This is a genomic window from Corynebacterium sp. NPDC060344 (assembly GCF_042725215.1).
In the GTDB taxonomy this organism is placed as follows: Bacteria; Actinomycetota; Actinomycetes; order Mycobacteriales; family Mycobacteriaceae; genus Corynebacterium.
The window spans coordinates 409,685-431,809 of the sequence record NZ_JBHXCS010000001.1; the positions used below are offsets into that span (position 1 = coordinate 409,685).

Below are 22,125 nucleotides of genomic sequence, written 5' to 3' on the forward strand. Positions count from 1 at the left end.
CGGGGCAGATGACCGGGCAGGACGGGCGCCGCACCATGGAGCGGCGCATCACCGCGATGATGGCCGTGATGGCCGAGCGTCACGCGGCGATGCGCGCGACGTGGTACGGCGCTTTTCTGTCGCCGGTGATCCTGGTGCTGGGCTTTTGCCTGCTCATCGTGGGCATCGTCATTTTGCCGACGCCGGCCCCGGGCTGGCTGCTCATCTTCGTCTCGCTGGGCCTGTTGTCGCTGGTGCATCCGCCGATGCGCCGGCTGAACATCAGGCTGGCCAGGCTTTACGACGCCTTCGAGGCATGGTTCCGCCGCCGCCACTGGGCCACCCAGCTCGCCCTGGGCGCGGCGCTGGTGATCTCGGTGGCGGCGATCATGGCCTCGGTCTGGTACTTCGTGGCGCCGGGCGATTGGCCGTACACGCGCCAGGAGGCGTGACCGGGGCGCCCAACGATGCGCGGCATTAGAACAGAGCGCTGGCCATCCGGCGGCGGGCGTCGAGTGCGACGGGGTCGGCGGCGTCGAAAAGCTGCAGCAGGTCCAGCAGCCGGTCCTTGACCGCCGCGCGGTCGTCGCCGAAGACGGTCGGCAGCAGCACGAGCAGCCGCTCGAGGGACAGGGCGGGGTCGCCGACGAGCATCTCCACGTCGGCGGCCTCCAGCGCCAGCCCCACGTTCTTCGGGTCCGCGTCGGCGCGGGCCACGGGATCCGAGGAACGGTCGATCTTCTGGGCGCGCGCCAGGAACGCGATGTTGGTCCGCGCGGCCTTCAGCTCGGCGTTGGCGGGCTCGGACTTGAGGATCTCGTCGTAGACCTCCACCGCGCCGTCGAAGTCGCCCTCGTTGAGCTTGTCCTCGGCCGTCTGCAGGCGCGGGTCGTCCGTCGGGGGCTTCGGGCCGCCGTCGGCGTCGGGGCCCTCCTCCCCCTCGCCCATCATGCGGGTGCCCGCCGGCAGGCCCTTGAGGCGGCCGCGGGTGGCGTCCATGACGGCGTCGATCCACTGGTCCATGTAGTCGCGGGTCTGCTCCCCTGCGAACTGCCCGATCGGCTGGCCCATGGCCACGGCGACGACCGTCGGCAGCGCCTGCACGCCGAAGGCGCGGGCGACGTCCATCTGCGTGTCGGCGTCGACCCACGCCGCGATCCAGTTGAGGTTGGCCTCGCGCGCCATTTCGTCGAGAAGCAGGCGCATGCGCACCGACTCCGGCGACGCCGCGGCACCGATCAGCACCACCACCGGCACCTGCTCGGAGCGGATGACCACCTCCGCGTCGAAGTTCTCGCCGGTGACCTCGACCAGCGGCGGCAGGCCCTCGCCCTGGTCGGAGATGCGGCGCTCGGCCTCGGCGCGGGCGTCGGCCTCGCGCTTGAGCGCCTCCAGATCGACGGTGCCGGGCGGCGGCGGGGGCGTCGAGCACTCGCGGTGGCCGCCGTGCGAATGGGAGTGGCCGTGGGAATGTCCGTGGGCGTGCGTCATGGGAATGGGATCCTAGTCGGCGAGCCGGCGCTCGACCGCATCGACCTTGGCCGCCAGCTGCCCGGTGTAGCCGGGGCGGATGTCGGCCTTGAGCACCAGCGAGGTCCGCGGCGCGACGGAGGACACGGCCTCGGTGGCGCGCTTGACCACGTCCATCACCTCGTCCCACTCGCCCTCGATGAGCGTGAACATGGAGTTGGTCTCGTTGGGCAGGCCCGATTCGCGGACGACGCGGACGGCTTCGGCGACGGCGGCGGACATGCCTTCGTCGGGGTCGGCGGAGGCGGGGGCGACGGAGAAGGCGACGATCATGGCCCCAGGGTAGCGCGGGGGCACCACCCCGGGCGGCGCGGCGGGAGCGGCGGGAAACGCCGTATCCTGGAGGGCATGAGCGACATCAACGTCACCGTCCCCCACAACTTCGTCACGGCCGTCGATCACGTCGGCATCGCCGTGCCCGACTTCGACGCCGCCGTCGAGTGGTACCGCGCGAACATGGGTTTCGTGAACTACCACGAGGAGGTCAATGAGGAGCAGGGCGTCCGCGAGGCCATGCTCGGCCCGGCCGAGAAGGTCGAGGGCGGCACCCTGGTCCAGATCCTCGCGCCGTTGAACGAGGAGTCGACGATCGCGAAGTACATCGACAAGAAGGGCCCGGGCATCCAGCAGTACGCGCTGCGGGTCACGGACATGGATGCCCTGATGGCGCATCTGAAGGAGCAGGGCACGCGCGTGCTCTACGAGGTGCCCAAGAACGGCACGGCCAATTCCCGCATCAACTTCGTGCACCCGAAGGACGCGGGCGGCGTGCTGCTGGAGCTCGTCGAGCCCGCCAAGTAGCTTTTCGCTTTACGACGGCCCGGCGTCCGCACCATGCGGCGCCGGGTTTCGTCATGCCGCGTCCCCCCTGTCCGGCGCGCGGTCCCGCCGTGCTCGTCTAGTCTCGCAAGGGTGAGTGAGCAGCGAGACGACCAGGAGCCCCGGGACGACGCCGGCGCCGGCAACCCGGATCTGCCGGAGTTCATGAGGAACCCCGAGCCGCTGGACAAAGTGCTGTTCGTCGCGCTGATGGCGATGGGCGTCTACTCGATGGCGCTGCTGGCCATGCGCGCGTTCCTGCTGTCGCATCCCATGGCGTATGCGTTGATGGTCGGCGGCTACACCAGCGCGACCATCGGCGGCGCCAACGCGTCGGTGGGCAATGGCATGTGGTGGCTGTTCCTGGCGGCGACGCTGGTGGGCGCCCTGAAGTTCATGCCGGTCTACTGGCTGATGGGCCGGCGCTGGGGCATGGAGTTCATCGAGATGTCCCTGCAGTACATGCCCAGGGCGCGGCGCTTCTTCACCAAGGCGCTGACCAAGGAGTCCGGCAAAACGAAGGCCACCATCCTGGGGCTGCTGCCGCTGGGCTACGCGCCCGGTCCCGTTCCCGGCAACCTGCTCAATGCCATCGCCGGGCTGCTGCGCGTGGGGTTCTGGCCGCTGCTGGCGCTCAACGTCCTGGCCGTGCTGGCGGTCAACGGCCTGTTTATGTGGTTGGGCTTCACCTTCGGCGACCAGATCCTCGAGGTCGTCGAAGTGGTCAACCGCTACCTGCTGTGGATCACGCTGGGCCTGCTGGCGCTGATGGTGTTCCAGGCGCGCAAGAAGACGTCGACGTAGCCGCCGGCCGGTCCCCCGCCGCCGGTGGGTCCTGGCCGGATGGGGTGTCGGCGGGCCGTCGTCAAGCAGTGGTACCCGAGCAACCGGGAATAGCACCCGCGCTCTTTTTGTTGACATGAACATGAAAACTTTCGGGTTCCTGTCCTTCGGCCACTATGGTGGCCCCGGCTCCGGCCACACGGCCGCCGACATGCTCACGCAGGCCGTCGAGCTGTCCGTCGCCGCCGACGAGATCGGCGTCAACGGCGCGTACTTCCGCGTCCACCATTTCGCCCGCCAGGCAGCGTCGCCCATGCCGCTGCTGTCGGCGATCGCGGCGCGGACGAAGCGGATCGAGGTGGGCACGGGCGTCATCGACATGCGGTACGAGAATCCGCTGTACCTCGCCGAGGAGGCCGCCGCCCTGGACCTGCTCTCCGACGGCCGCGTCGCCCTCGGCGTCTCCCGCGGATCGCCGGAGCCGGCCCTGCGCGGCTGGGAGACCTTCGGCTACCACGGCTCCACCGACCCCCGCGGCGCCGACAGACCTGTTCATGCGGGCCGTGCGCGGCGAGCGCCTGGCCACCGCCGACCCCGACCAGTACGGGCCGAACCGGCACCTGCGCGTCGAGCCGCACTCCCCCGGGCTCGCGTCGCGGATCTGGTGGGGCGCAGGATCGCGCGACACCGCCGAGTGGGCGGGCGCGGCCGGGGTGAACCTGATGAGCTCCACCCTGCTCACCGAGGCCACCGGCGATTCCTTCGCCGCCCTGCAGGCAGAGCAGATCGCCCGTTACCGCGCCGCATGGGACGCCGCCGGGCACGAGGGCACACCGCGCGTGTCCGTCAGCCGCAGCATCTTCCCCCTGATGACCGACTACGACCGCCAACTGTTCATCCGCGAATCGCAGGGCCGCGACCAGATCGGCGTCATCGACGGCTTCCGGTCGACGTTCGGCAAGAGCTACGCCGGCGAGCCCGATCAGCTGGTCGAGGCGCTCAAGGCCGACGAGGCCGTCATGAGCGCCGACTCCCTGATGCTGACCATCCCCTCCCAGCTCGGCGTCGACTACAACATGCACCTGCTGTCCGCGTTCGCCGAGCACGTCGCCCCGGAGCTGGGCTGGCGGCCCAATTCCGAGGGCCCGGCGACGGGCTACGCAAAGGACGAGATCCCCGCGTAGCCGGGCGGCCGCCCCCCAGCGCCCCTCTCCCTTCGTCCCTTCGTCCCCTCGCCAGTCCCCGCACATCACCCCTCGCCCCCTCGCCCCCAAGCCCGCTAACCCACCCCGAATTGCTTAACCCACCCGTTGTAGCGGGTGGGTTAAGTCATTCAAGGTGGGTTAAGCGGCGCATGGAGCGCGCATCGGGCGCGTCGGGCACATCGGCTCGTCGCTGCCTCTTGCTGCCCGCCGCTGCCCGTCGATGCCCCTCACTCGCGACTCCCTGGCCTCCTCCCCGGCCCCCTCACCGACGCGACATCGACGCGACATCGGCGAGGCGATGGTGGCCGGTGAAGTCGGACCCCTGGGCGCGGCGCTGCCGGTACGCGTCGATCAGGACGGGCACGCACCGCCCGGTCACTACGTCGCCCCAGCCGAGGCGGATGACGCGCAGCCCGGCATGCAGCAGCAGATTCTGCCTCTCCAGTTGCTTCCTGGCCGCCTGGACGGGGTCTCCGTAGTCGCCGGAGGTCTTCACCAATCCGTCGAATTCGATGACCAGCCCCAGTTCCGGCCAAAAGAAGTCGACCACCGCGAGCCAGGTGCCGTGGCGGTCGAAGATGGCCACCTGCTGCAGTGGCTGGGGCAGTCCCGCCCGGTCGATGCACCAGCGCACGAGCGATTCTCCGGCGGATTGGCTGCGGTCGGAGGCGAGGGCGAGGACCCTGCGCGCGGAGCCGATTCCGCGCCGCCTGCCCATCGTCCGCAGTTCCGCAGCCAGCGCGGCGACATCGCCGTTGCCGGTCCACAGCACCGATTCGACGACCACCAATCCCGCCTTCATCCCGTGCAACAGGCACGTTTCCAGTGCGGTTCGAGCCGGCGACGTCACGCGCACGCCGCGCGACATGTACTCCCTCCCGATCCCCGTCACCGCGTGCCGCGCGACCGCGCGCCCCGCCCGGCGATCCTTCGACCCGACGGCGAGCACGTCGACGCGCCCGTCGTCGGGGACGATGAACCCGAACCCCATGATCGCGGCGGCCGCGGGCCCGGTGACGATCCCCGCGCCGTTGGTCAGCCCGATCGCCAAGGCGAGCAGCACGAACGTCTCGTGTCGCGCCCTGGCCGCCACGGTCGCGTACACGCCCCGCACGATCCGCTCGATCCTCCCCTCCTTCAGCGCCGCTTGCAGCAGCTTCGGCCCGGCCTCCCCCTGCATCGAGCTGAGTATCAGCCCCGTCGCCGGATGCGCTACCAAAGTTCCCCGGTCCCCCGTCATCGATCGCCGTCCTCTCGCGTCCTGGTCGTCGCCGCCGGACGGTCGACCGCGTGGCCGGCGCCGGTGGCCCCTTCGTTGTCTTAGACGCGGTTCGCGGTGGATCGGTTCCATGCAATCGGCCAAACCCACCCCGAATGGCTTAACCCACCCGTTGTAGCGGGTGGGTTAAGTCATTCAAGGTGGGTTAGCGGGGTCGGTGCCCGGGGAGCCGGGCTCAGGCCTCCGTCTTCGGGGGCTTGGGCGTCGCCTCGAGCAGGTCGTCGCCGATCGCGATCGGCCCCTGCTTTGCGACGACCTCGACCGCACCGAATTTCCTGTGGTTGGTCACCAGCACCGGGGTGATCGGCGAGTAGCCGGCCGCGACGATGGCATCGCGGTCGAAGCGCACCAGCGGGGTGCCCGCGCTGACGCGGTCGCCCTTGGCCACGAGGAACTCGAAGCCCTCCCCGTCCATGTTCACGGTGTCGACGCCGATGTGGACCAGGACCTGCAGGCCGTTGTCCAGCTTGAGGCCGACGGCGTGGCCGGTCGGGAACGTCACCATGACTTTTCCGGCGGCCGGGGCGACGACGGTGTCGCCGTCGGGGTCGATGGCCGCGCCCTTGCCCACCTTGCCGGCGGCGAAGGCGGCGTCGGGGACCTCGGACAGCGGCAGCAGGGTGCCGCTCATGGGCGCGACGATGGCCAACTCGAGGTCGGCGTCGGTTTCGGGCTCCTTCACGGCCACGGCGGTGGCGGCGCCGGCACCCGCGACGCCGGCGGCGGTGGCGGGGACGGTGGCGTCGTCACGCGAAGAAGCGGTGCCGGACTCCGACGGCAGAGGCGCGTTGGCGGCCTCCTCGACCTCGGCCATCGCGGCGGCGCGCTCACGGGCGATGCGCTCGTGGGCGGCGGCCTTCTCGTCGGCGGAGCGGTAGTCGAAGAACAGCACCAGCAGCAGCGACGTGAAGAACGCCGCGGCAATGCCGATGATGTACCCGCCCAGCGGGTCGAACGCGCCGACGGTGAGCACGGAGGTGAACACGAAGGCCTTAGCCTTGACGTTGAACAGGCCCATGACCACGCCGCCGACGAGGCAGCCCGGCAGCAGGCGCAGGTAGGTCTTCTTGAAGCGCAGCACCACGCCGTACAGGCTCGGCTCGGAGATGCCGCCGAGCAGGCCGGCGAACATGCCGCCCGACGACACCTGGCGCATGGAGGCGTCCTTCTCGCGCATGGCGACGATCATGACGCCCGTGACCAGGCCGAAGCACGCGAAGTTCCACGCGCCCATGGGGCCCTGGATGAAGTCGTAGCCCAGGGTGGCGATGTTCTGGATCATGATCGCGTTGAGCGGCCAATGCAGGCCCAGCGGCACCATGAACGGGTAGATCAGCGGCACGACGATGGCCAGGATGAACGGCGAGAAACCGTTGATGGCCAGCAGCATGTTGGAGATGCCGTTGCCCAGGCCGATGCCGAACGGGCCGACGATGAACGCGGTCAGCGGGATCATGATCAGCAGCGAGAAGAACGGCACGAACACCATCTGGATGGCGCCCGGGATGATCTTCTTCAGGCCCTTCTCCACGAAGAACAGCAGCACCGCGGCGAACAGCGGCGGGAAGACCTGGCCGGCGTAGTTGTTCAGGACCATCGGCAGGCCGAAGACGGTGACCGTGTCGCCCTGCTCGCCCAGCGCGAGGAACTCCGGGGTGAGCAGCGCGGCCGGGATGGCGGCGCCGACCCACTCGTTGGCGCCGAGCTTGCGGGCCGCGGTCGCGCCGACCATGACGGGCAGGAAGTAGAACACCGACCGCCACATCGCGTGGAGGAACTGCCACGTCGGCGGCAGGGTCTCGCCCTCGGGCGGGTCGAAGGCCTGGATGCCGAACGTGTCGGCCAGGACCAGCAGGGTGATGATCAGCGACGCGCCGAGCAGCGCCCACAGCACCGGGCGGAACGTGTCGGACAGGAACTCGAAGCAGTAGTCGACCCAGCCGAACTTGCCGCGGACGCCGTCGTACTCCTTCTTGCCGTCCTGCGCGCCATCCTTCGCGCCTCCGGTCGCCTTCTTCTTGCTTGACGACGACTTCGCGCCCCCGTCGTCCGCCGCATCGGCCATGCCGGGGCGCCGGACCATTGCCTGGTAGTAATTGCCCACGTCACCGCCCATGATGACCTGCAGGCCGGTGGATCCCTGGGGCACGACGCCGAGGACCTTGTCGTCGGCGTCGATGGCCTCCTGGTCGGCCGCGGAGAGGTCGCGGAGGTGGAAGCGGAGGCGGGTCGCGCAGTGCGTCACGGAGGTGATGTTCTCCGGACCGCCGACCTTGTCGAGGATGTGTTGGGCGGTGGACTCGACCGTTGCGGCCATTGGGGTCCCTTTCGTCGGCCGCGGCGGCCGTCGTGGCCGGCCGCGGTAGCTGCCGGAAGAAGGCGCCGACCGGCCCCGCGGTTCCCGCCTCACACCGCGGGACGTGCGGTTATGTCCGAATCAGGGCCCGTTTCCGGGACTGTCATGATTCAGATTACCCCCGCACATGCCCGAACGGAATAGTCATTTTCCCGGGCGTTCCCGGTTGTGCCCGTTCCCTGCATGAGGGGTGCAGAAAGGCCGCTCAGCCCCAGCGCCGCGTGATCCCCCGGTCGCCGCGCTTGCCCCAGCAGTTGCGGTGCCAATGCCGCCGATCCTCGGCGCGACCCCCGTAGTCCGCGGGCCACGCCACGACGTGGGCGACGCCGGGCGGGATCTCCTGGTCGCAGCCCGGGCAGCGGTACCACTTCGTCGCCTGCCCGGACGCGACGTCGCGGACCTGGAAGTCCTCCCCCGCCAGCCGCCCCGGCCCGGATTCGGTCCGGGTGTTCTGGAATGCACCGAGGCTCGGCAACGGGCGGAACTCACCGCTTCTGCTTGCCGACGGCCCCTTCCCCCGCCTCGTCTTTCCCCGGCCCATGTCCTCGCCTCCCGTGGTGGCCCGATCGTGCCTCTAGAACAGCCGGAGCTCGTTGGATTCGGTGCCCCGCAGAGCGTCGTAGTCGACGACGACGCAGCGGATCCCGCGGTCCTCCGCGAGCGTCCGCGCCTGCGGCTTGATCTCCTGCGCGGCGAAGACGCCGACGACGGGCGCGAGCATCTCGTCGCGGTTGAGCATCTCCAGATAGCGGGTCAGCTGCTCGACGCCGTCGATGTTGCCGCGGCGCTTGACCTCCACGGCCACCGTCGCGCCATCGGAGTTGCGGCCGAGCAGATCCACCGGGCCGATGGCCGTCGGGTACTCGCGGCGGATCAGCGTCCACCCCTCGCCGAAGGTGGTGAAGTGCTCCGCCAAAAGCTCCTGCAGGTGGGTCTCCACGCCATCCTTGACCAGGCCGGGATCCTGGCCCAGTTCGTGGGAGACGTCGGAAAGCATCTCGGAGATGGTGATGCGCAGCTGCTCCCCCTTGGAGTTCTCCACGACCCACAGGAGCTCGCCGGTGTCGTCGCCGGCCTCGTCGAGGATGGGCTGCTCCGCCAGCGAACACGGCGGGGTCATCCAGTTCAGCGGCTTGTACGCGCGGTCGTCGGCGTGGACGGACACGGAGCCGTCGGCCTTGACCAGGAGCAGGCGCGGGGCCTCCGGAAGGTGGGCGGTGAGCCGGCCGACGTAATCGACGGTGCAGCGGGCGATGACGAGACGCATGCCCACCACCCTAACGGTCGGCCACCGCGCGGGGACCGGGGCCCTGCCGGATCAGTGGGGGCGGTTGCCGCCATTCGGGCGCGAGCCGCCGTTGGAGCGGGCAGAGCCGTTGGAGCGTGCCGTGCCGTTGGAGCGGGAGGTGCCGGCACCGCGGGCGCGGGCGCTGCGGAAGCGCTCCTCGATGTTCGTGGGCAGCGCGCGCGTCTGGCGCGCCGACGGCGACGACTCCACCCACGCCACGAGCGCCGTGTCGCCCGAATCGTCGACGGCGAGCTCCCACTCCCCCTGGCCGGCGACGGCGAAGCCCACGACGTGGAGCCCGTCATCGAAAAACCCCGCCTCGACGGTGGTCGGCTCTCTGCGCGAGAGGATTTCCACGTCGTTGCGGGGGAAGGAAAGATCGGCGCCCGGGCGAAGCGAACGGAGCTTGTACACCAGCGCGGTGCCGTCCGAATACTTCATCACCCCATGGCGCCACGCCGCGCCGTCCTCGGCCGGGATCGGCCGGATGATCACCGGCGTGCCCTTCGAGCGCAGCTTGGTGAACCGCCACAGGGCGAGCACGCCCCCGAGCAGCAGAACGAAGGCCACAACGACCACGAAGACGTTCAGGGCGTCCACAATGACCTCGTTTCACTCGGCCCCGCGGGCGGCGGGGCGGGCTGGCTGGAGAACACGGGTATTGGACAAATCCTAGTCGACGTGCACGGCAGCCGTAAAACGAGCGGCGGCGTCGCAAAGCAAAGGGGAGGGGCGCCGGCACCACACTTTCGTGTGGAACCGGCGCCCCTCCCCTGATGCGGGTGGAGAACCCGGTCGTGCGACCGGCTACCGCTTACGCGGCGCCCGAAGCGCGGCGCGTGGCGCGCAGCTCGGACTCGGCCCGTGCCCTGACCTCCGGATCATCCGACTGGAGGCGAGACTCGGCGTCGGAGACGTCGACCTCGTCGGCCCAAACGGCCTTGTCGGCGAGAACGGTGATCTTCTTCGTGGACACGGAGAGGAACCCGCCCTGGACGGCGGCGACCATGACCTGGCCGTCGTCGGTCCGGATGGTCACCGTGCCATTCTCGGTCAACTGCCCGAGGAAAGGCTGGTGGCCGGGCAGCACGCCGATCTCACCCTCGGTGGTCTCGGCCGTCACGGAAGTGGCCTTGCCCTCCCAGAGCATGCGCTCGACGGCGACCAGTTCGGTGGCGATGTCAGCCATGTGGAACGCCCCTTACTTCTTCTGCATCTCGGCGTACTTCTTCTCGACGTCGTCGAGGCCGCCCAGGCCGTCGAAGGCCATTTCCGGGTAGTTGTCGAAGTCGCCCTTGCAGATGCGGTCGAAGGCCACGATGGTGTCCTTCAGCGGCACGTAGGAGCCCGGCAGACCGGTGAACTTCTCCGCGACGAAGAAGTTCTGGCCCAGGAACCGCTGGATGCGGCGGGCGCGCTGGACGGTGATCTTGTCCTCTTCGGACAGCTCGTCCATGCCCAGGATCGCGATGATGTCCTGGAGCTCCTTGTTCTTCTGCAGGATGTTGATGACCTGCTGCGCCACACCGTAGTGCTCCTCGCCGACGATGGACGGCTCGAGGATTCGAGACGTCGACGACAGCGGGTTCACGGCCGGGTAGATGCCCTTCGAGGCGATCGAGCGGTCGAGCTCGGTGGTCGCGTCGAGGTGGGCGAAGGTGGTCGCCGGAGCCGGGTCGGTGTAGTCGTCGGCGGGCACGTAAACGGCCTGCAGAGACGTGATCGAACGGCCCTTGGTCGACGTAATGCGGTCCTGGAGGACACCCATCTCGTCGGCCAGCGTCGGCTGGTAACCCACCGCCGAAGGCATGCGGCCCAGCAGGGTCGACACCTCGGAACCGGCCTGCGTGAAGCGGAAGATGTTGTCGATGAACAGCAGCACGTCCTGGTGCTGCACGTCACGGAAGTACTCCGCCATGGTCAGGCCCGACAGCGCGACGCGCATGCGGACTCCCGGCGGCTCATCCATCTGGCCGAAGACGAGCGCCGTATCCTGCAGCACGCCCATCTCCTCCATCTCGAGGAAGAGGTCCGTGCCCTCACGGGTGCGCTCACCGACGCCGGCGAAGACCGACGTGCCGGAGAACTCGCGCGCGATACGGGTGATCATCTCCTGGATCAGAACGGTCTTGCCGACGCCGGCGCCACCGAACAGGCCGATCTTGCCGCCCTTGACGTAGGGGGTCAGGAGGTCGATGACCTTGATGCCCGTCTCCAGGATCTCGGTCTTGCCCTCGAGCTGGTCGAACGGCGGCGGGTCGCGGTGGATGCCCCACTGCTCGCCGTCGCGGCCGAGGCCGGGCTCGTCCAGGCAGTCGCCCAGGGCGTTGAAGACGTGGCCCTTGACGACGTCGCCGACGGGAACCGAAATCGGCTTGCCCGTGTCGGTGACGTCCGCGCCGCGGACCAGGCCGTCGGTCGGGGCCATGGCGATGGTGCGCACCAGGTTGTCGCCCAGGTGCTGCGCCGTCTCGAGGACGATGGTCTTGGCGACCGACGGAAGGGAAACTTCCACGGTCAGCGCGTTGTACAGTGCCGGGAGCTCGTTACGCGGGAACTCCACGTCGACGACGGCACCGATGACACGCACGATGCGGCCGACGGCCGTCGCGGTGTTCTGCTCATTGAGAGCTGTGCTCATATCTAGTCACTTTCTCCGCTGTCGTCGAGCGCACCGGCGCCACCGACGATTTCTGTGATTTCCTGGGTAATCTGCGCCTGACGGGCCTGGTTGGCCACGCGAGAGAGGTCCTTGACCAGCTCGGTCGCGTTGTCGGTCGCCGACTTCATGGCGTTGCGCCGCGCCGCGGACTCGGAGGCCGCGGCCTCGAGCATCACGGCGAACAGGCTCTTGGACACGTACTGCGGAAGCAGTTCCGACAGCAGGGTGTCGGCGTCCGGCTCGAACTCGTAGTCCGGCTGGAGGTCGCCGCCGCCGTTGGAGAGCATGTCCTCGCCCAGATCCATCTCCTCGGTCTCGATGACCGGCTCGATGGGCAGCATCTGGTGTGCCCGGGGAACCTGGGACAGCATCGACACGAATTCCGTGTAGACCACGTGAACTTGGTCGAAGCCCTGGATCTCCTCGCCATCCGCCACGCGCAGGCCATCGCGGTGCTTGGCCGTGCCCTCGGAGGTGGCCACGAAACCGTCGATCAGGTGACGACGGACGTCGTGGGTGAGATCGTAGTCCGGGTCCTGGGAGAAGCCCTCCCAGGTGCCGGCCATCGGCATCTCGCGGAAATCGTAGTAATCGATGCCCTTGCGGCCCGTGACGTAGGTGACGGTCTCGTAACCGGAGTCCTTCAGGGTGGCGCGCAGTTCCGCGGCCTTCTTCAGGACGTTGTGGTTGTAACCGCCGCACATGCCGCGATCGGACGTCACCACGAGGATGGCGGCACGGTTGGCGCCTTCGCGCTCGTGCAGCATCGGGTGATCAAGCGAGGAAGCCGAGGCGAGGCGTCCGATGACGTTCTCGATCTCGTCGGCGTAGGGCTGGGAGTCGGCAACCCGACGCTGCGCCTTGGTGATGCGCGACGTCGCGATGAGCTCCTGTGCCTTGGTGATCTTCTTGGTCGAGTTGACCGACTTGATGCGGTCTCGCAATTCACGAAGATTCGCCATGTTCTAACGCCTCCCTTCTTTTTCGATAACGGTCATTGCAAGCACGCCCCGACTACTTCGCGGAGGACTTGCGGGAGACCGAGATCTGCTGCTTGGTCTGCTCGCCTTCGGCGAGGGGCTCAGCGGGAGCCTCCTTGGCCACCGGCGCGCCCTCCGAAGTCTGGAAACCCTTCTTGAACTCCTCGACGGAGGACTTCAGGGCCGACTTCGACTCGTCGGAGAACGGCTTGCCACCGTCGATCTGCTCGAAAACGGCCTCGTTGTTGGAGTACAGGTACTCCATCAGCTCGGTCTCGAAGCGGCGGACGTCCTCGACCGGGACATCGTCGAACTCGCCTTCGCCGGCGAGGTAGATCGACGTCATCTGGTACTCGACGGACTGCGGGTGGTTCTCCTTCTGCTTCAGCAGCTCGACCAGTCGCTGGCCGCGCTCGAGCTGACGCTTGGAGGCGTCGTCGAGGTCGGACGCGAACATGGCGAACGCCTCGAGGTCGCGGTAGGACGCGAGGTCCAGACGCAGGTTGCCGGAGACCTTCTTCATGCCCTTGGTCTGGGCGGCGCCGCCGACTCGGGAAACCGAGACGCCGACGTTGATGGCCGGGCGGACGCCCTGGTTGAACAGGTCCGACTCCAGGAAGACCTGACCGTCGGTGATCGAGATCACGTTGGTCGGGATGAAGGCGGAAACGTCGTTGGCCTTGGTCTCGATGATCGGCAGGGCGGTCAGCGAACCGGCGCCCATGTCGTCGGACAGCTTCGCCGCGCGCTCCAGCAGACGGGAGTGCAGGTAGAAGACGTCACCCGGGTACGCCTCGCGTCCCGGCGGACGACGCAGCAGCAGGGAGATGGCACGGTAGGCCTCGGCCTGCTTGGTCAGGTCATCGTAAATGACCAGGACGTGCTTGCCCTGGTACATCCAGTGCTGGCCCAGGGCGGCACCCGCGAAGGGGGCCAGCCACTTGAAGCCGGCGGCATCGGAGGCCGGGGCGGCCACGATGGTGGTGTAATCGAGCGCGCCGTGATCCTCGAGGGTCTTGCGCACGCCGGCGATGGTCGAGCCCTTCTGGCCGATCGCGACGTAGATGCAGCGCACCTGCTTCGTCGGATCGCCGGACTCCCAGTTCGCCTTCTGGTTGAGGATGGTGTCCAGGCAGACCGCGGTCTTGCCGGTCTTGCGGTCACCAATGATCAGCTGTCGCTGACCGCGGCCGATCGGGGTCATCGCGTCGATGGCCTTGATGCCGGTGGCCATCGGCTCCTCGACCGGCTGACGCTGCAGCACGGACGGGGCCTGGAGCTCCAGGACGCGGTCCTCTTCGGCCTCGATGTCGCCCAGGCCGTCGATCGGCTGGCCCAGGGGGTTGATAACGCGGCCGAGGAACTTGTCCCCGACCGGGATGGACAGGACATCGCCCGTCCGCTTGACCTCGTCGCCCTCGGCGAGCGACTCGAAGTTGCCCAGCACCACGACGCCGACCTTGTCGGTGTCGAGGTTCTGCGCGACGCCAATGACGCCGCCCGGGAACTCGAGAAGCTCGTTGGTCATGACCGACGGCATACCCGCAACCTGCGCAATGCCATCAGCAGCACTGATGACCACGCCGACCTCCTCGCGGGAGGCCTCCGGGGAGTAGCTCGAGGTGTAATTCGCAATCGCGCTACGGATCTCGTCGGAGGAGATCGTCAGCTCCGCCATGTTCTTCCTGCTCTCGGTAAATTCTACGTCCAGTGAAATTTCGTCAAACCATCCGTCAGCCAAGGCCAACGCGCAACTTCTCGAGCTTCCTCGAAAGGCTGCCGTCGATGACCTCGTCACCGACCCGGATGACCAGTCCACCGAGGATCGACTCATCGATCTCGGTGTGGATGGACATCTCTTCGCCGTAAACTCGGCCGAGCTTGTCCGCCAGCGCACGCTGCTGCTCATCAGAGATAGCGGTTGCACTGGTCACACGGGCGACGGTGCGATTCCGGAGGCCGGCGGCAAGCCGGGACAGGGAGTCGATGTCGTCCGCGGGGCGCTTTTCCGGGCGCCCGACGGCCTGCAGCGCCAACGCCTCGGTCACCGAAGTGACCTTGCCGTACAGCACGGAGGCCAAGAGACCCCGCTTGGCTTCGGGGGTCGCGGCCTTATCCGCCAGCAGCTGCTCGAGCTGCGGCTCATTGACGAGGATGCTGCCCAAACGGAACAGCTCATCCTCGACCGTTTCCAGCTGGCCCTGGCCCTCGGCCGAGCGCAGCAGGGCACGACGGCCCAGCTCCACCAGGCCCGCGCGGAATTCGCGCGAGTTCGACCAGGTCTGCGCGGCGGCGTCGGAGATGACCTTGAGGGTCGTCTCGGACACCTTGCCTTCGAACAGGCCCCGGATGATTCCGGTGCGCTGCTCCGCCGCAACCGACTGATCGGCGACGGCGACACGCAGGCCGCGGTCGGAGTCGAGGGTTTCGACGACGTCGAAAAGCTCGGAGCCGGTCTGGGCCGCGTTCGCGACGGAGACGGTGGCACCGCCGATGGCGGCGTCCAGCTCCGTGCGGAGCTGCGCCAAAGATTCGCGGCTAGCTGCGTGCATGTCGCCTACTTTCCGGCCGGGGCCACGGTGTCAAGGTTGCTGAGGAAGCGATCGATCGTGCCCGACGTCTTCACGTTGTCGGACAGCTGCTCGCCGAGCAGACGCTCCGCGAGGTTGATCGAGTTCTGCCCCATCTCCTTGCGAAGCTCCGCCACGACCTGCTCACGCTGGGCCGACAGCTGCTTCTCACCGGACTCGATGATTCGTGCGCTCTCGTCGTTGGCCTTGGTAGTCGCCTCCGCGATGATCTTCTGACCCTGAACTCGGGCCTCATCGCGGATCTTGGCGGCTTCGGTGCGGGCCTCGGCGAGCTGGCTGTTGTACTTCTCGAGAGCGGCCTTGGCCTCGGCCTGCGCGGCCTCGGCACGCTCGATGCCGCCCTCAATCCGGTCCTCCCGCTCGGTCAGGACCTCCTGGAACTTCGGAAGCACGAGCTTCCAGAAGAGCACCAGGATGACAATGAGCGGGACAATGGACCAGACGACGTCATAGGACTTGGGCAGCAGGGGGTTGATCTGCTCCTCGAACGGGAGCGCCTCCTCTGCGGCCAGGTAGTAAATGAAATCCGTCATGGTTCAGTGTTCTCCGCTTAGTTGAGGTCCGGACTAGAGAATGAAGCCGGCGACCAGGCCGATGAGGGCCAGCGCCTCGGTGAAGGCGATGCCCAGGAACATGGTGGTGCGGAGCTGGCCGGCCATCTCGGGCTGGCGAGCCATGCCCTCGACGGTCTTGCCGGCGACGATGCCGATGCCCAGGCCCGGGCCCAGGGTCGACAGGCCGTAGCCGATGGTCTTCAGGCCGGAGGCGGTGGCCTCGGCGGCGGCAGCGTCCTGGGCGGAGAGGATGACGTCGTTCATTATGAACCGTTCCCTTTCTGAGGAGACCCGGGCGATGTCAGAGTCGTAGTTAGTTGCCCGGGCTGGGGTCATGTGGGTCGTGCTATTCTGAGGAGACCCGGGCGATGTCAGAGTCGTAGTTAGTTGCCCGGGCTGGGGTCATGTGGGTCGTGCTATGAAATTGTGCCCTTCGCCGGCGGGTGCCGGCGAGGGACAGCTAGTGCTCGTCGGCGTGCAGCGACAGTTCGATGTAAACGGCGACCAGCAGGGCGAAGATGTACGCCTGCAGGAAGATCACCAGAAGCTCGAACAGCGTGAACAGAATCGAGGCGACGAGGGTCAAGCCGGACAGGGCCGTCCAGGCGTTCAGCTGCCAGAAGAAGAAGTTCGTGGCGCCGAACAGCAGGACGAGGACCATGTGGCCGGCCAGCATGTTGGCCATGAGACGAATGGCCAGCGTGGCCGGACGCAGGACGAAGGTGGAGAAAAGCTCGATGGGCACCACGATGACGTGGAGCAACGGCGGCAGGTTCGGCAGAACGACCGACGACTTCACGAACTTGAAGAAGCCGTACTTCTTCGCGCCCGCGTAAATGAAGGCCAGGTAACCGAACAGGGCGAGGATCAGCGGCATGCCGATTCGCGCGTTGGGGGAAATGTTGAGGCCGGGGATGACGGCCGCGACATTCATCGAGACGACCAGGAAGAAGATGGTGGCCAGGACCGGCAGGAACCGGCGGCCCTCCTTCTTGCCCAGGATCTCCTCCGCGATGTGGATGCGGACGAAGTCCAGCATCAATTCCGCGACGTTCTGCAGTCCCGTCGGCACCAGCTTCGGCCGGCGCAGCGCGACGACGAAGAAGATGGCGACGATGACGGCCATGAGAAGACGGACGAACATCAGGCGGTCGAGGGCGAACCAGTCGCCCGCGTCGCCGATGAGGAACTGACCGTACTTCTCGCCCGGGAAATACTCCGATTCCAAGTTGGGCGAGTGGAACTCGCCCTTCATGGCAAGTGTTGAAACGCTCAGCGTTCTCTCCCGTGATTGGGCCGCAAGAACTGGGTCAAGCGGTGCGATGGACGTCGTTTAACGTGGGACGCCGCGGATTCCAATCGCACATCTGCACGGCGTACACGGGGCGGCCAGCATCAAGCCGGCCCCGTATCCCTACGGACGCCGACCCGTGCCCAGCACCGACGCGCCGAGGCGCACCGATGGCAGGGTCAAGCCGTCTTACCCATCGCTCAGGATAACAGTTGCGGCACGTTTTTCACATTGGACACACCCCCGGGCAATCGACCCCGCAAAGCAGGAAAACGGCGCCTGATCCTGTGGGATTGCGCCGTTTTCGGGTGAAAAGCGGAAGTGGCCGGGATGTCGACGTGCGACAACACCCGCGTGCCCGGAAATGCTCGGACACGTGTTCGCCGGAACGCCCGTTCAGCCGCCGGTGATGTAGGTCAGATTGGATTGAGACATCCCCCACACTTCCGCGCCGAGGGTCACGATGAGCGCGAGGACCACGGTGATGAAGAAGGCCATGGGATCGTAGAATTCCATGTCCTTGATGATGACCAGGATGAGGATCAGCACCACGATCTTCGCCAGCCATCCGAACATGACCACGGCCCCCGTCATGGTCGGCGTCGACTTCGCGGTGACCAGCACCGAGGCGACGGTGAGCAGCACGAACCCGCCGCCGATGGCCGCTCCGAGCAGGACGCCCCACACGCCGGGCATGCCGTCCTTGCCGCCCCAGATGAGCAGCGATGCGACGGTGAGGATGGCCAGCGCGATGGCGCCGGAGCGCGCGGCGGACATCAGCGGGATCCGCGGATCGTCGTACTTCGACGTCGGCGCGGAAGCCGCGGCGGCGTCGGCGGCGTCGCGGCCGCTGTCAGTGTTGGGGGTGTCTTCGCTCACGGGGTGACATGGTACCCGCTCCCCCGGGCCGCCAGATAGGCAGCATGGTCAACGCGACGGCGAGCACGAGCAGCAGGCCGAATCCGACGGCGACGACGGGGGCGGGGAACACGGTGGTGCCCACCGCGCCGAAGGCGACGACGGACACCCACATGTACAGCACGAGCACGACCTTGCGGTGGCTGTGGCCCATCTCGAGCAGCCGGTGGTGCAGGTGCATCTTGTCGGGCGCGAACGGCGACTGCCCCCGGCGGGTCCTGCGGATCACCGCCAGCAGAAGGTCGAGCATGGGCACGCTCAGCGCGGCGACGACGACGATGATCGGCGACATCAGCGCCAGCGCATCGGCGGTGCCGTACATCGACGGCGAGATGCGCCCGGACGCCGACACCGACGCACCGGCGAGCATGAGCCCGATGAGCATCGCCCCCGAGTCGCCCATGAAGATGCGCGCCGGCTCGAAGTTGTGGGGCAGGAACCCGATGCACGCGCCGAGAAGGCACGCGGAGATCATCGCGGGCGGGTACGCCGAGACGGTGCCGCCCTGGTCGTGGAGCATGACCATCGAGTAGATGAGCAGGGAGCCCGCGGCGATCATGCCCAGGCCGGAGGCGAGCCCGTCGATGCCGTCGACGAAGTTGATGGCGTTGATCAGCGCGACGGTGAACAGCACGGTGACCAGGGTCGACGACACGGGGTCGAGGATGAGCGTCGTGCCCCCGCCGAATGGGATGTAGATGAGGTACCAGGTCACGCCCATCATCGACATGACGATCGCCGCCAGCACCTGCCCGGCGAACTTGGTCAGGGCGTCGAGGTCGAAGAGGTCGTCGAGGATGCCGACCAGCAGCAGGATCGTCGCGGCGACGGCCATGGCGTTCATGTCCGGCGTCATCGGCGGAAATCCCCTGTTCAGGGCGGGCAACTCGCTGGCCACCCAGATGGCGACGATGATGCCGCTGTACATGGCCACGCCGCCGAGTCGGGGCTTCGGGATGTCGTGGACGTCGCGCTCGCGCGGCATGTCCAGGTACCCGGTGCGCACCACCATGTACCGGATGACGCCGGTGAGCAGGTAGCTCACCGATGCGGCGACGAGCACCAGCAGCGCCAGCTCGCGCAGGGGCACGCCTGCCCCGGCTCCGGAGGCGGCGTGCAGTGCGACGTCGTTGGTCATGGCGGCGGGCGGCGCGTCAGCCGTTGGCCGGGCGTCGCAGGGCGGCGGCGTCCTTGCCCAGGACCTCGCCGATCTGTTCGGCGGTGATGGCGCCTTCCCGCAGGATGCGGGCCTCGGGGCCGGACAGGTCCACGATGGTCGACGGCTTGCCGATGGTCGCCCGTCCCCCGTCGAGGTACACCGCCGCCTCGGCACCGAGCTGCTGCTTGGCGCGCACGGCGGTCAGCGCGGGTTCCTGGCCGGAGATGTTGGCGCTGGACACGGCCATCGGGCCGGTGCGGCGCAGCAGTTCGATGGCGATGGGGTGCAGCGGCATGCGCAGCATGACGGTGCCGCGGGTGTCGCCGAGGTTCCAGGGCAGGCTGGGCGCCTGGTTGACCACCAGCGACAGGCCGCCGGGCCAGAAGGCCTCGACGAGTGCGCGGCCGGCGGCGGTGTGCTCGCGCACCAGGCCGTCGACGGTGGTCCACGATCCGACGAGCACGGGCACGGGCATGTCGGGGCCGCGGTGCTTGGCGCGCAGCAGCGAGGCCACGGCGGCGTTGTTGAACGCGTCGCAGCCGAGGCCGTAGACGGTGTCGGTGGGCAGGACGACGAGCCGGCCGGCCTGCACCGCGTCGACCGCGGCCTTCAGCCCGTTTTCGCGGCCTTCGTCGGTGGAGCAGTCGTGGATGATGCTCATGTCGCCTGGTCTGTCCCTTCGTCGGTGGAGCGGCGCCGTGCGGTGGTGAACCGGTCGCGCCCGGCGAGGTCGCGGTGGACCTCGATGCCGTGGAAGATCCCGGTGCCCGCGAGCAGCGCCGTCATGTCGGCGCCGGAGTCGTCGTCATGCTCGATGGCGACGATCCCGCCGGGCTTCAGCAGCGCCCGCACGGTGTTCATCATAGGGCGGATGACGTCGAGCCCGTCGTCTCCCCCGAACACGGCGTGATGGGGGTCGTGGCGCACCTCGGCGTCGACGTCGGTGGCCAGCGGCACGTACGGCGGGTTGGACACGACGAGGTCGGCGCGGCCGCGAAGGTCGGCCAGCATCGACGCCTCGCCGACGAGCGCGGGGTCGGTGACGTCCCCGCCGACGAGCCGCACCTCGCCCTTGCGCGCGCCACGCTCCCCCGCCCACATTTCGCGGCAGGTGGCCAGGTTGCGCCGCGCCCAGTCGAGCGCGACGGGGTCGAGCTCCACGCCGGTGACCGACGCCGCGGGGATCTGGTCGGCGATGGCCAGCGCCAGCGCGCCGGATCCCGTGCACAGGTCGACCACGACGGGCCCGGCTCCGGTGGGTTGGGGTGCTTTACGACGGTCCGGAGCGTCGTCAAGCAGATCTTTGCCCAGCTCATCGACGCACCACTGCGCGACCAACTCGGTTTCTGGGCGGGGAACGAAGACGCCCGGGCCGACGGCCAGATCGAGGCGGCCCATCGGCGCCGTGCCCAGGATGTGCTGCAGCGGCTCGCGGGCGGCGCGGCGGGCGACCAGGGGCGGCAGCTCGGTGAGCAGCGGATCGCCCGGCCCGACCGGATCGCGGCGCGCGAAAATCATGTCCGTGCGGGACAGCCCGCCGGCGTGCATGACCAGCTGCTCGGCATCGGCCTGCGGCGAGGGGCAGCCGGCTTCGGACAGCGCGGCCGCCGTCGCCGACAGGATCGACCCGACGGTCGCGGTGGAGTGCCCGGCCACCTACTCGGCTTCCAGGCGCTCCTGGCGCTCGGCGTCGTGCAGGGCCTTGAGCAGGTCCTCCATGTCGCCGCCGAGGACCGCGTCCAGGTTGTGGGCCTTGTACCCGATGCGGTGATCGGACACGCGGTTCTCCGGGAAGTTGTACGTGCGCACGCGCTCGGACCGGTCCATTGTGCGGACCTGCGACTTGCGGGCGTCCGACGCGGAGGCCGCGGCCTCCTCCTCGGCCATCTGCTGCAGACGCGCGGCCAGGACCTGCATGGCGCGGGCCTTGTTCTGGATCTGCGAGCGCTCCTTCTGGCACGTGACCACCAGGCCGGTGGGCAGGTGCGTCAGGCGCACGGCGGAGTCGGTGGTGTTGACGCCCTGGCCGCCCTTGCCGGAGGAACGGTAGACGTCGACGCGGAGATCCTTGTCGTCGATCTGGACGTCCTCGACCTCGTCGGGCTCCGGGTAGACCAGGACGCCGGCGGCGGAGGTCTGGATGCGGCCCTGCGACTCGGTGACGGGCACGCGCTGCACGCGGTGGACGCCGCCCTCGAACTTGAACACGCTCCACGCGCCATCGCGCGACGGATTCTTCGCCCGCACCGACAAGGTCATGTCCTTGACGCCGCCGAGGTCGGACTCGGACAGGCCGAGGATCTCCGTGGCGAAGCCGTTCTTCTCGGCGTAGCGCTGGTACATGCGCGCCAGCTCGCCGGCGAACAGGGCGGCCTCCTCGCCGCCGGCGCCGGACTTGATCTCCATGACGATGTCGTCGGAGTCGTGCGGGTCGCGCGGGGCGAGCAGGTCGGCGAGGCGCTCCTCGAGCTCGACCTCCTCGACCTCCAGTCGCTTGGCCTCGGCCGCGAACTCCGCGTCCTCGTCGGCCATTTCGCGGGCGGCCTCCATGTCCTCGCGGACCTGGGTCAGGCGCGCGTGGGCCTGGATGATCGGCTGCAGCTCGTTGAAGCGCTTGCCCACCTTGCGGGCGCGCGAGGCGTCGTTGTGCAGCTCGGGGTCCGCCAGCTGGGCCTCGAGGCCGTGGTACTCGGACAGGACGTCATCGACTGCGGTGACCTTGTCGGACATT

The 22,125-nt window shown here is 68.3% G+C and carries 23 protein-coding genes and 1 pseudogene; 4 read left to right on the plus strand and 20 right to left on the minus strand.

From position 1 onward, the window contains the following. The first annotated feature begins 8 nt into the window (after positions 1-8). Complete coding sequence (locus ACFWGD_RS01860) at positions 9-431, plus strand: TIGR02611 family protein (protein WP_377776806.1); 423 nt, start codon at positions 9-11, stop codon at positions 429-431. 25 nt (positions 432-456) lie between these two features. Here the strand turns inward: ACFWGD_RS01860 and ACFWGD_RS01865 are convergent, their stop codons facing one another. Together ACFWGD_RS01865 and ACFWGD_RS01870 are read right to left on the minus strand one after the other, a co-directional pair. Further along, the gene (locus ACFWGD_RS01865) at positions 457-1,470 is read right to left on the minus strand and encodes a tetratricopeptide repeat protein (RefSeq protein ID WP_377776807.1); all 1,014 of its coding nucleotides are present in this window, start codon (positions 1,468-1,470) and stop codon (positions 457-459) included. A gap of 12 nt (positions 1,471-1,482) precedes the next feature. Further along, positions 1,483-1,782 carry an MTH1187 family thiamine-binding protein gene (locus ACFWGD_RS01870; protein ID WP_377776808.1) on the minus strand — a complete coding sequence of 100 codons (300 nt, stop codon included), beginning with the start codon at positions 1,780-1,782 and terminating at the stop codon, positions 1,483-1,485. 75 nt (positions 1,783-1,857) lie between these two features. Here ACFWGD_RS01870 and mce point away from each other — a divergent pair, with 75 nt between their 5' ends. The 3 genes and pseudogenes from mce (at position 1,858) to ACFWGD_RS01885 (ending at position 4,295) form a co-directional block, all read left to right on the plus strand. Beyond that, on the plus strand, positions 1,858-2,310 hold the full coding sequence (gene mce / locus ACFWGD_RS01875) for a methylmalonyl-CoA epimerase (RefSeq protein ID WP_377776809.1): 453 nt from the start codon (positions 1,858-1,860) through the stop codon (positions 2,308-2,310). A 183-nt stretch (positions 2,311-2,493) separates the two neighbouring features. After that, positions 2,494-3,132 (plus strand): hypothetical protein, encoded by a 639-nt coding sequence (locus tag ACFWGD_RS01880; RefSeq protein WP_377777014.1) that lies wholly within the window; start codon positions 2,494-2,496, stop codon positions 3,130-3,132. A gap of 121 nt (positions 3,133-3,253) precedes the next feature. Further along, a pseudogene (locus ACFWGD_RS01885) lies at positions 3,254-4,295 on the plus strand (LLM class flavin-dependent oxidoreductase). Between the two features lie 283 nt (positions 4,296-4,578). Here ACFWGD_RS01885 and ACFWGD_RS01890 read toward each other — a convergent pair. From ACFWGD_RS01890 to prfA, 18 genes are all read right to left on the minus strand, one after another. Further along, positions 4,579-5,496 (minus strand): hypothetical protein, encoded by a 918-nt coding sequence (locus ACFWGD_RS01890; protein WP_377776810.1) that lies wholly within the window; start codon positions 5,494-5,496, stop codon positions 4,579-4,581. A 274-nt stretch (positions 5,497-5,770) separates the two neighbouring features. Further along, positions 5,771-7,912, minus strand: a complete 2,142-nt coding sequence (locus ACFWGD_RS01895) for a glucose PTS transporter subunit IIA (RefSeq protein ID WP_377776811.1) — start codon at positions 7,910-7,912, stop codon at positions 5,771-5,773. A gap of 244 nt (positions 7,913-8,156) precedes the next feature. Continuing rightward, positions 8,157-8,426 carry a hypothetical protein gene (locus ACFWGD_RS01900; RefSeq protein WP_377776812.1) on the minus strand — a complete coding sequence of 90 codons (270 nt, stop codon included), beginning with the start codon at positions 8,424-8,426 and terminating at the stop codon, positions 8,157-8,159. Between the two features lie 99 nt (positions 8,427-8,525). Further along, positions 8,526-9,218, minus strand: a complete 693-nt coding sequence (gene nucS, locus ACFWGD_RS01905; protein ID WP_377776813.1) for an endonuclease NucS — start codon at positions 9,216-9,218, stop codon at positions 8,526-8,528. A 51-nt stretch (positions 9,219-9,269) separates the two neighbouring features. Next, the gene (locus ACFWGD_RS01910) at positions 9,270-9,839 is read right to left on the minus strand and encodes a DUF2550 domain-containing protein (protein ID WP_377776814.1); all 570 of its coding nucleotides are present in this window, start codon (positions 9,837-9,839) and stop codon (positions 9,270-9,272) included. A gap of 214 nt (positions 9,840-10,053) precedes the next feature. Then, a complete protein-coding gene (locus tag ACFWGD_RS01915) occupies positions 10,054-10,428 on the minus strand; it encodes a F0F1 ATP synthase subunit epsilon (protein WP_377776815.1) in 375 nt (124 codons plus the stop codon). 12 nt (positions 10,429-10,440) lie between these two features. After that, positions 10,441-11,880 carry a F0F1 ATP synthase subunit beta gene (atpD, locus tag ACFWGD_RS01920; protein ID WP_377776816.1) on the minus strand — a complete coding sequence of 480 codons (1,440 nt, stop codon included), beginning with the start codon at positions 11,878-11,880 and terminating at the stop codon, positions 10,441-10,443. 2 nt (positions 11,881-11,882) lie between these two features. Then, positions 11,883-12,863 (minus strand): F0F1 ATP synthase subunit gamma, encoded by a 981-nt coding sequence (locus tag ACFWGD_RS01925; RefSeq protein WP_377776817.1) that lies wholly within the window; start codon positions 12,861-12,863, stop codon positions 11,883-11,885. A 52-nt stretch (positions 12,864-12,915) separates the two neighbouring features. After that, positions 12,916-14,559 (minus strand): F0F1 ATP synthase subunit alpha, encoded by a 1,644-nt coding sequence (gene atpA / locus ACFWGD_RS01930; protein ID WP_377776818.1) that lies wholly within the window; start codon positions 14,557-14,559, stop codon positions 12,916-12,918. Positions 14,560-14,614: 55 nt separating this feature from the next. Then, positions 14,615-15,433: a F0F1 ATP synthase subunit delta gene (locus ACFWGD_RS01935; protein ID WP_377776819.1), complete on the minus strand. Its 819-nt coding sequence runs from the start codon at positions 15,431-15,433 to the stop codon at positions 14,615-14,617. A 5-nt stretch (positions 15,434-15,438) separates the two neighbouring features. Continuing rightward, complete coding sequence (locus ACFWGD_RS01940) at positions 15,439-16,005, minus strand: F0F1 ATP synthase subunit B (RefSeq protein WP_377776820.1); 567 nt, start codon at positions 16,003-16,005, stop codon at positions 15,439-15,441. 33 nt (positions 16,006-16,038) lie between these two features. Further along, on the minus strand, positions 16,039-16,290 hold the full coding sequence (locus ACFWGD_RS01945; RefSeq protein WP_295624936.1) for an ATP synthase F0 subunit C: 252 nt from the start codon (positions 16,288-16,290) through the stop codon (positions 16,039-16,041). A 196-nt stretch (positions 16,291-16,486) separates the two neighbouring features. Continuing rightward, positions 16,487-17,281: a F0F1 ATP synthase subunit A gene (gene atpB, locus ACFWGD_RS01950; RefSeq protein ID WP_377776821.1), complete on the minus strand. Its 795-nt coding sequence runs from the start codon at positions 17,279-17,281 to the stop codon at positions 16,487-16,489. A gap of 432 nt (positions 17,282-17,713) precedes the next feature. After that, complete coding sequence (locus tag ACFWGD_RS01955) at positions 17,714-18,094, minus strand: hypothetical protein (RefSeq protein WP_377777015.1); 381 nt, start codon at positions 18,092-18,094, stop codon at positions 17,714-17,716. Between the two features lie 76 nt (positions 18,095-18,170). Beyond that, positions 18,171-19,373 (minus strand): MraY family glycosyltransferase, encoded by a 1,203-nt coding sequence (locus tag ACFWGD_RS01960; RefSeq protein WP_377776822.1) that lies wholly within the window; start codon positions 19,371-19,373, stop codon positions 18,171-18,173. Between the two features lie 16 nt (positions 19,374-19,389). Further along, positions 19,390-20,055: an L-threonylcarbamoyladenylate synthase gene (locus tag ACFWGD_RS01965; protein ID WP_377776823.1), complete on the minus strand. Its 666-nt coding sequence runs from the start codon at positions 20,053-20,055 to the stop codon at positions 19,390-19,392. Next, positions 20,052-21,050: a peptide chain release factor N(5)-glutamine methyltransferase gene (gene prmC / locus ACFWGD_RS01970; protein ID WP_377776824.1), complete on the minus strand. Its 999-nt coding sequence runs from the start codon at positions 21,048-21,050 to the stop codon at positions 20,052-20,054. The genes ACFWGD_RS01965 and prmC overlap by 4 nt, the downstream gene beginning before the upstream one ends. Further along, complete coding sequence (gene prfA, locus ACFWGD_RS01975; RefSeq protein ID WP_377776825.1) at positions 21,051-22,124, minus strand: peptide chain release factor 1; 1,074 nt, start codon at positions 22,122-22,124, stop codon at positions 21,051-21,053. Position 22,125 lies beyond the last annotated feature (1 nt).

Excerpts from the sequence above, each read along its gene's own strand:
- ACFWGD_RS01945 (WP_295624936.1), bottom strand. The coding sequence starts at position 16,290 with ATGAACGACGTCATCCTCTCCGCCCAGGACGCTGCCGCCGCCGAGGCC.
- ACFWGD_RS01960 (WP_377776822.1), bottom strand. The coding sequence starts at position 19,373 with ATGACCAACGACGTCGCACTGCACGCCGCCTCCGGAGCCGGGGCAGGC.
- atpB (WP_377776821.1), bottom strand. The coding sequence starts at position 17,281 with ATGAAGGGCGAGTTCCACTCGCCCAACTTGGAATCGGAGTATTTCCCG.
- prfA (WP_377776825.1), bottom strand. The coding sequence starts at position 22,124 with ATGTCCGACAAGGTCACCGCAGTCGATGACGTCCTGTCCGAGTACCAC.
- ACFWGD_RS01860 (WP_377776806.1), top strand. The coding sequence starts at position 9 with ATGACCGGGCAGGACGGGCGCCGCACCATGGAGCGGCGCATCACCGCG.
- atpD (WP_377776816.1), bottom strand. The coding sequence starts at position 11,880 with ATGAGCACAGCTCTCAATGAGCAGAACACCGCGACGGCCGTCGGCCGC.
- ACFWGD_RS01895 (WP_377776811.1), bottom strand. The coding sequence starts at position 7,912 with ATGGCCGCAACGGTCGAGTCCACCGCCCAACACATCCTCGACAAGGTC.
- ACFWGD_RS01915 (WP_377776815.1), bottom strand. The coding sequence starts at position 10,428 with ATGGCTGACATCGCCACCGAACTGGTCGCCGTCGAGCGCATGCTCTGG.
- ACFWGD_RS01865 (WP_377776807.1), bottom strand. The coding sequence starts at position 1,470 with ATGACGCACGCCCACGGACATTCCCACGGCCACTCCCATTCGCACGGC.
- ACFWGD_RS01890 (WP_377776810.1), bottom strand. The coding sequence starts at position 5,496 with ATGCAGGGGGAGGCCGGGCCGAAGCTGCTGCAAGCGGCGCTGAAGGAG.
- ACFWGD_RS01940 (WP_377776820.1), bottom strand. The coding sequence starts at position 16,005 with ATGACGGATTTCATTTACTACCTGGCCGCAGAGGAGGCGCTCCCGTTC.
- ACFWGD_RS01870 (WP_377776808.1), bottom strand. The coding sequence starts at position 1,782 with ATGATCGTCGCCTTCTCCGTCGCCCCCGCCTCCGCCGACCCCGACGAA.
- ACFWGD_RS01935 (WP_377776819.1), bottom strand. The coding sequence starts at position 15,433 with ATGCACGCAGCTAGCCGCGAATCTTTGGCGCAGCTCCGCACGGAGCTG.
- atpA (WP_377776818.1), bottom strand. The coding sequence starts at position 14,559 with ATGGCGGAGCTGACGATCTCCTCCGACGAGATCCGTAGCGCGATTGCG.
- ACFWGD_RS01955 (WP_377777015.1), bottom strand. The coding sequence starts at position 18,094 with ATGTCCGCCGCGCGCTCCGGCGCCATCGCGCTGGCCATCCTCACCGTC.
- mce (WP_377776809.1), top strand. The coding sequence starts at position 1,858 with ATGAGCGACATCAACGTCACCGTCCCCCACAACTTCGTCACGGCCGTC.
- ACFWGD_RS01925 (WP_377776817.1), bottom strand. The coding sequence starts at position 12,863 with ATGGCGAATCTTCGTGAATTGCGAGACCGCATCAAGTCGGTCAACTCG.
- nucS (WP_377776813.1), bottom strand. The coding sequence starts at position 9,218 with ATGCGTCTCGTCATCGCCCGCTGCACCGTCGATTACGTCGGCCGGCTC.
- ACFWGD_RS01965 (WP_377776823.1), bottom strand. The coding sequence starts at position 20,055 with ATGAGCATCATCCACGACTGCTCCACCGACGAAGGCCGCGAAAACGGG.
- ACFWGD_RS01880 (WP_377777014.1), top strand. The coding sequence starts at position 2,494 with ATGAGGAACCCCGAGCCGCTGGACAAAGTGCTGTTCGTCGCGCTGATG.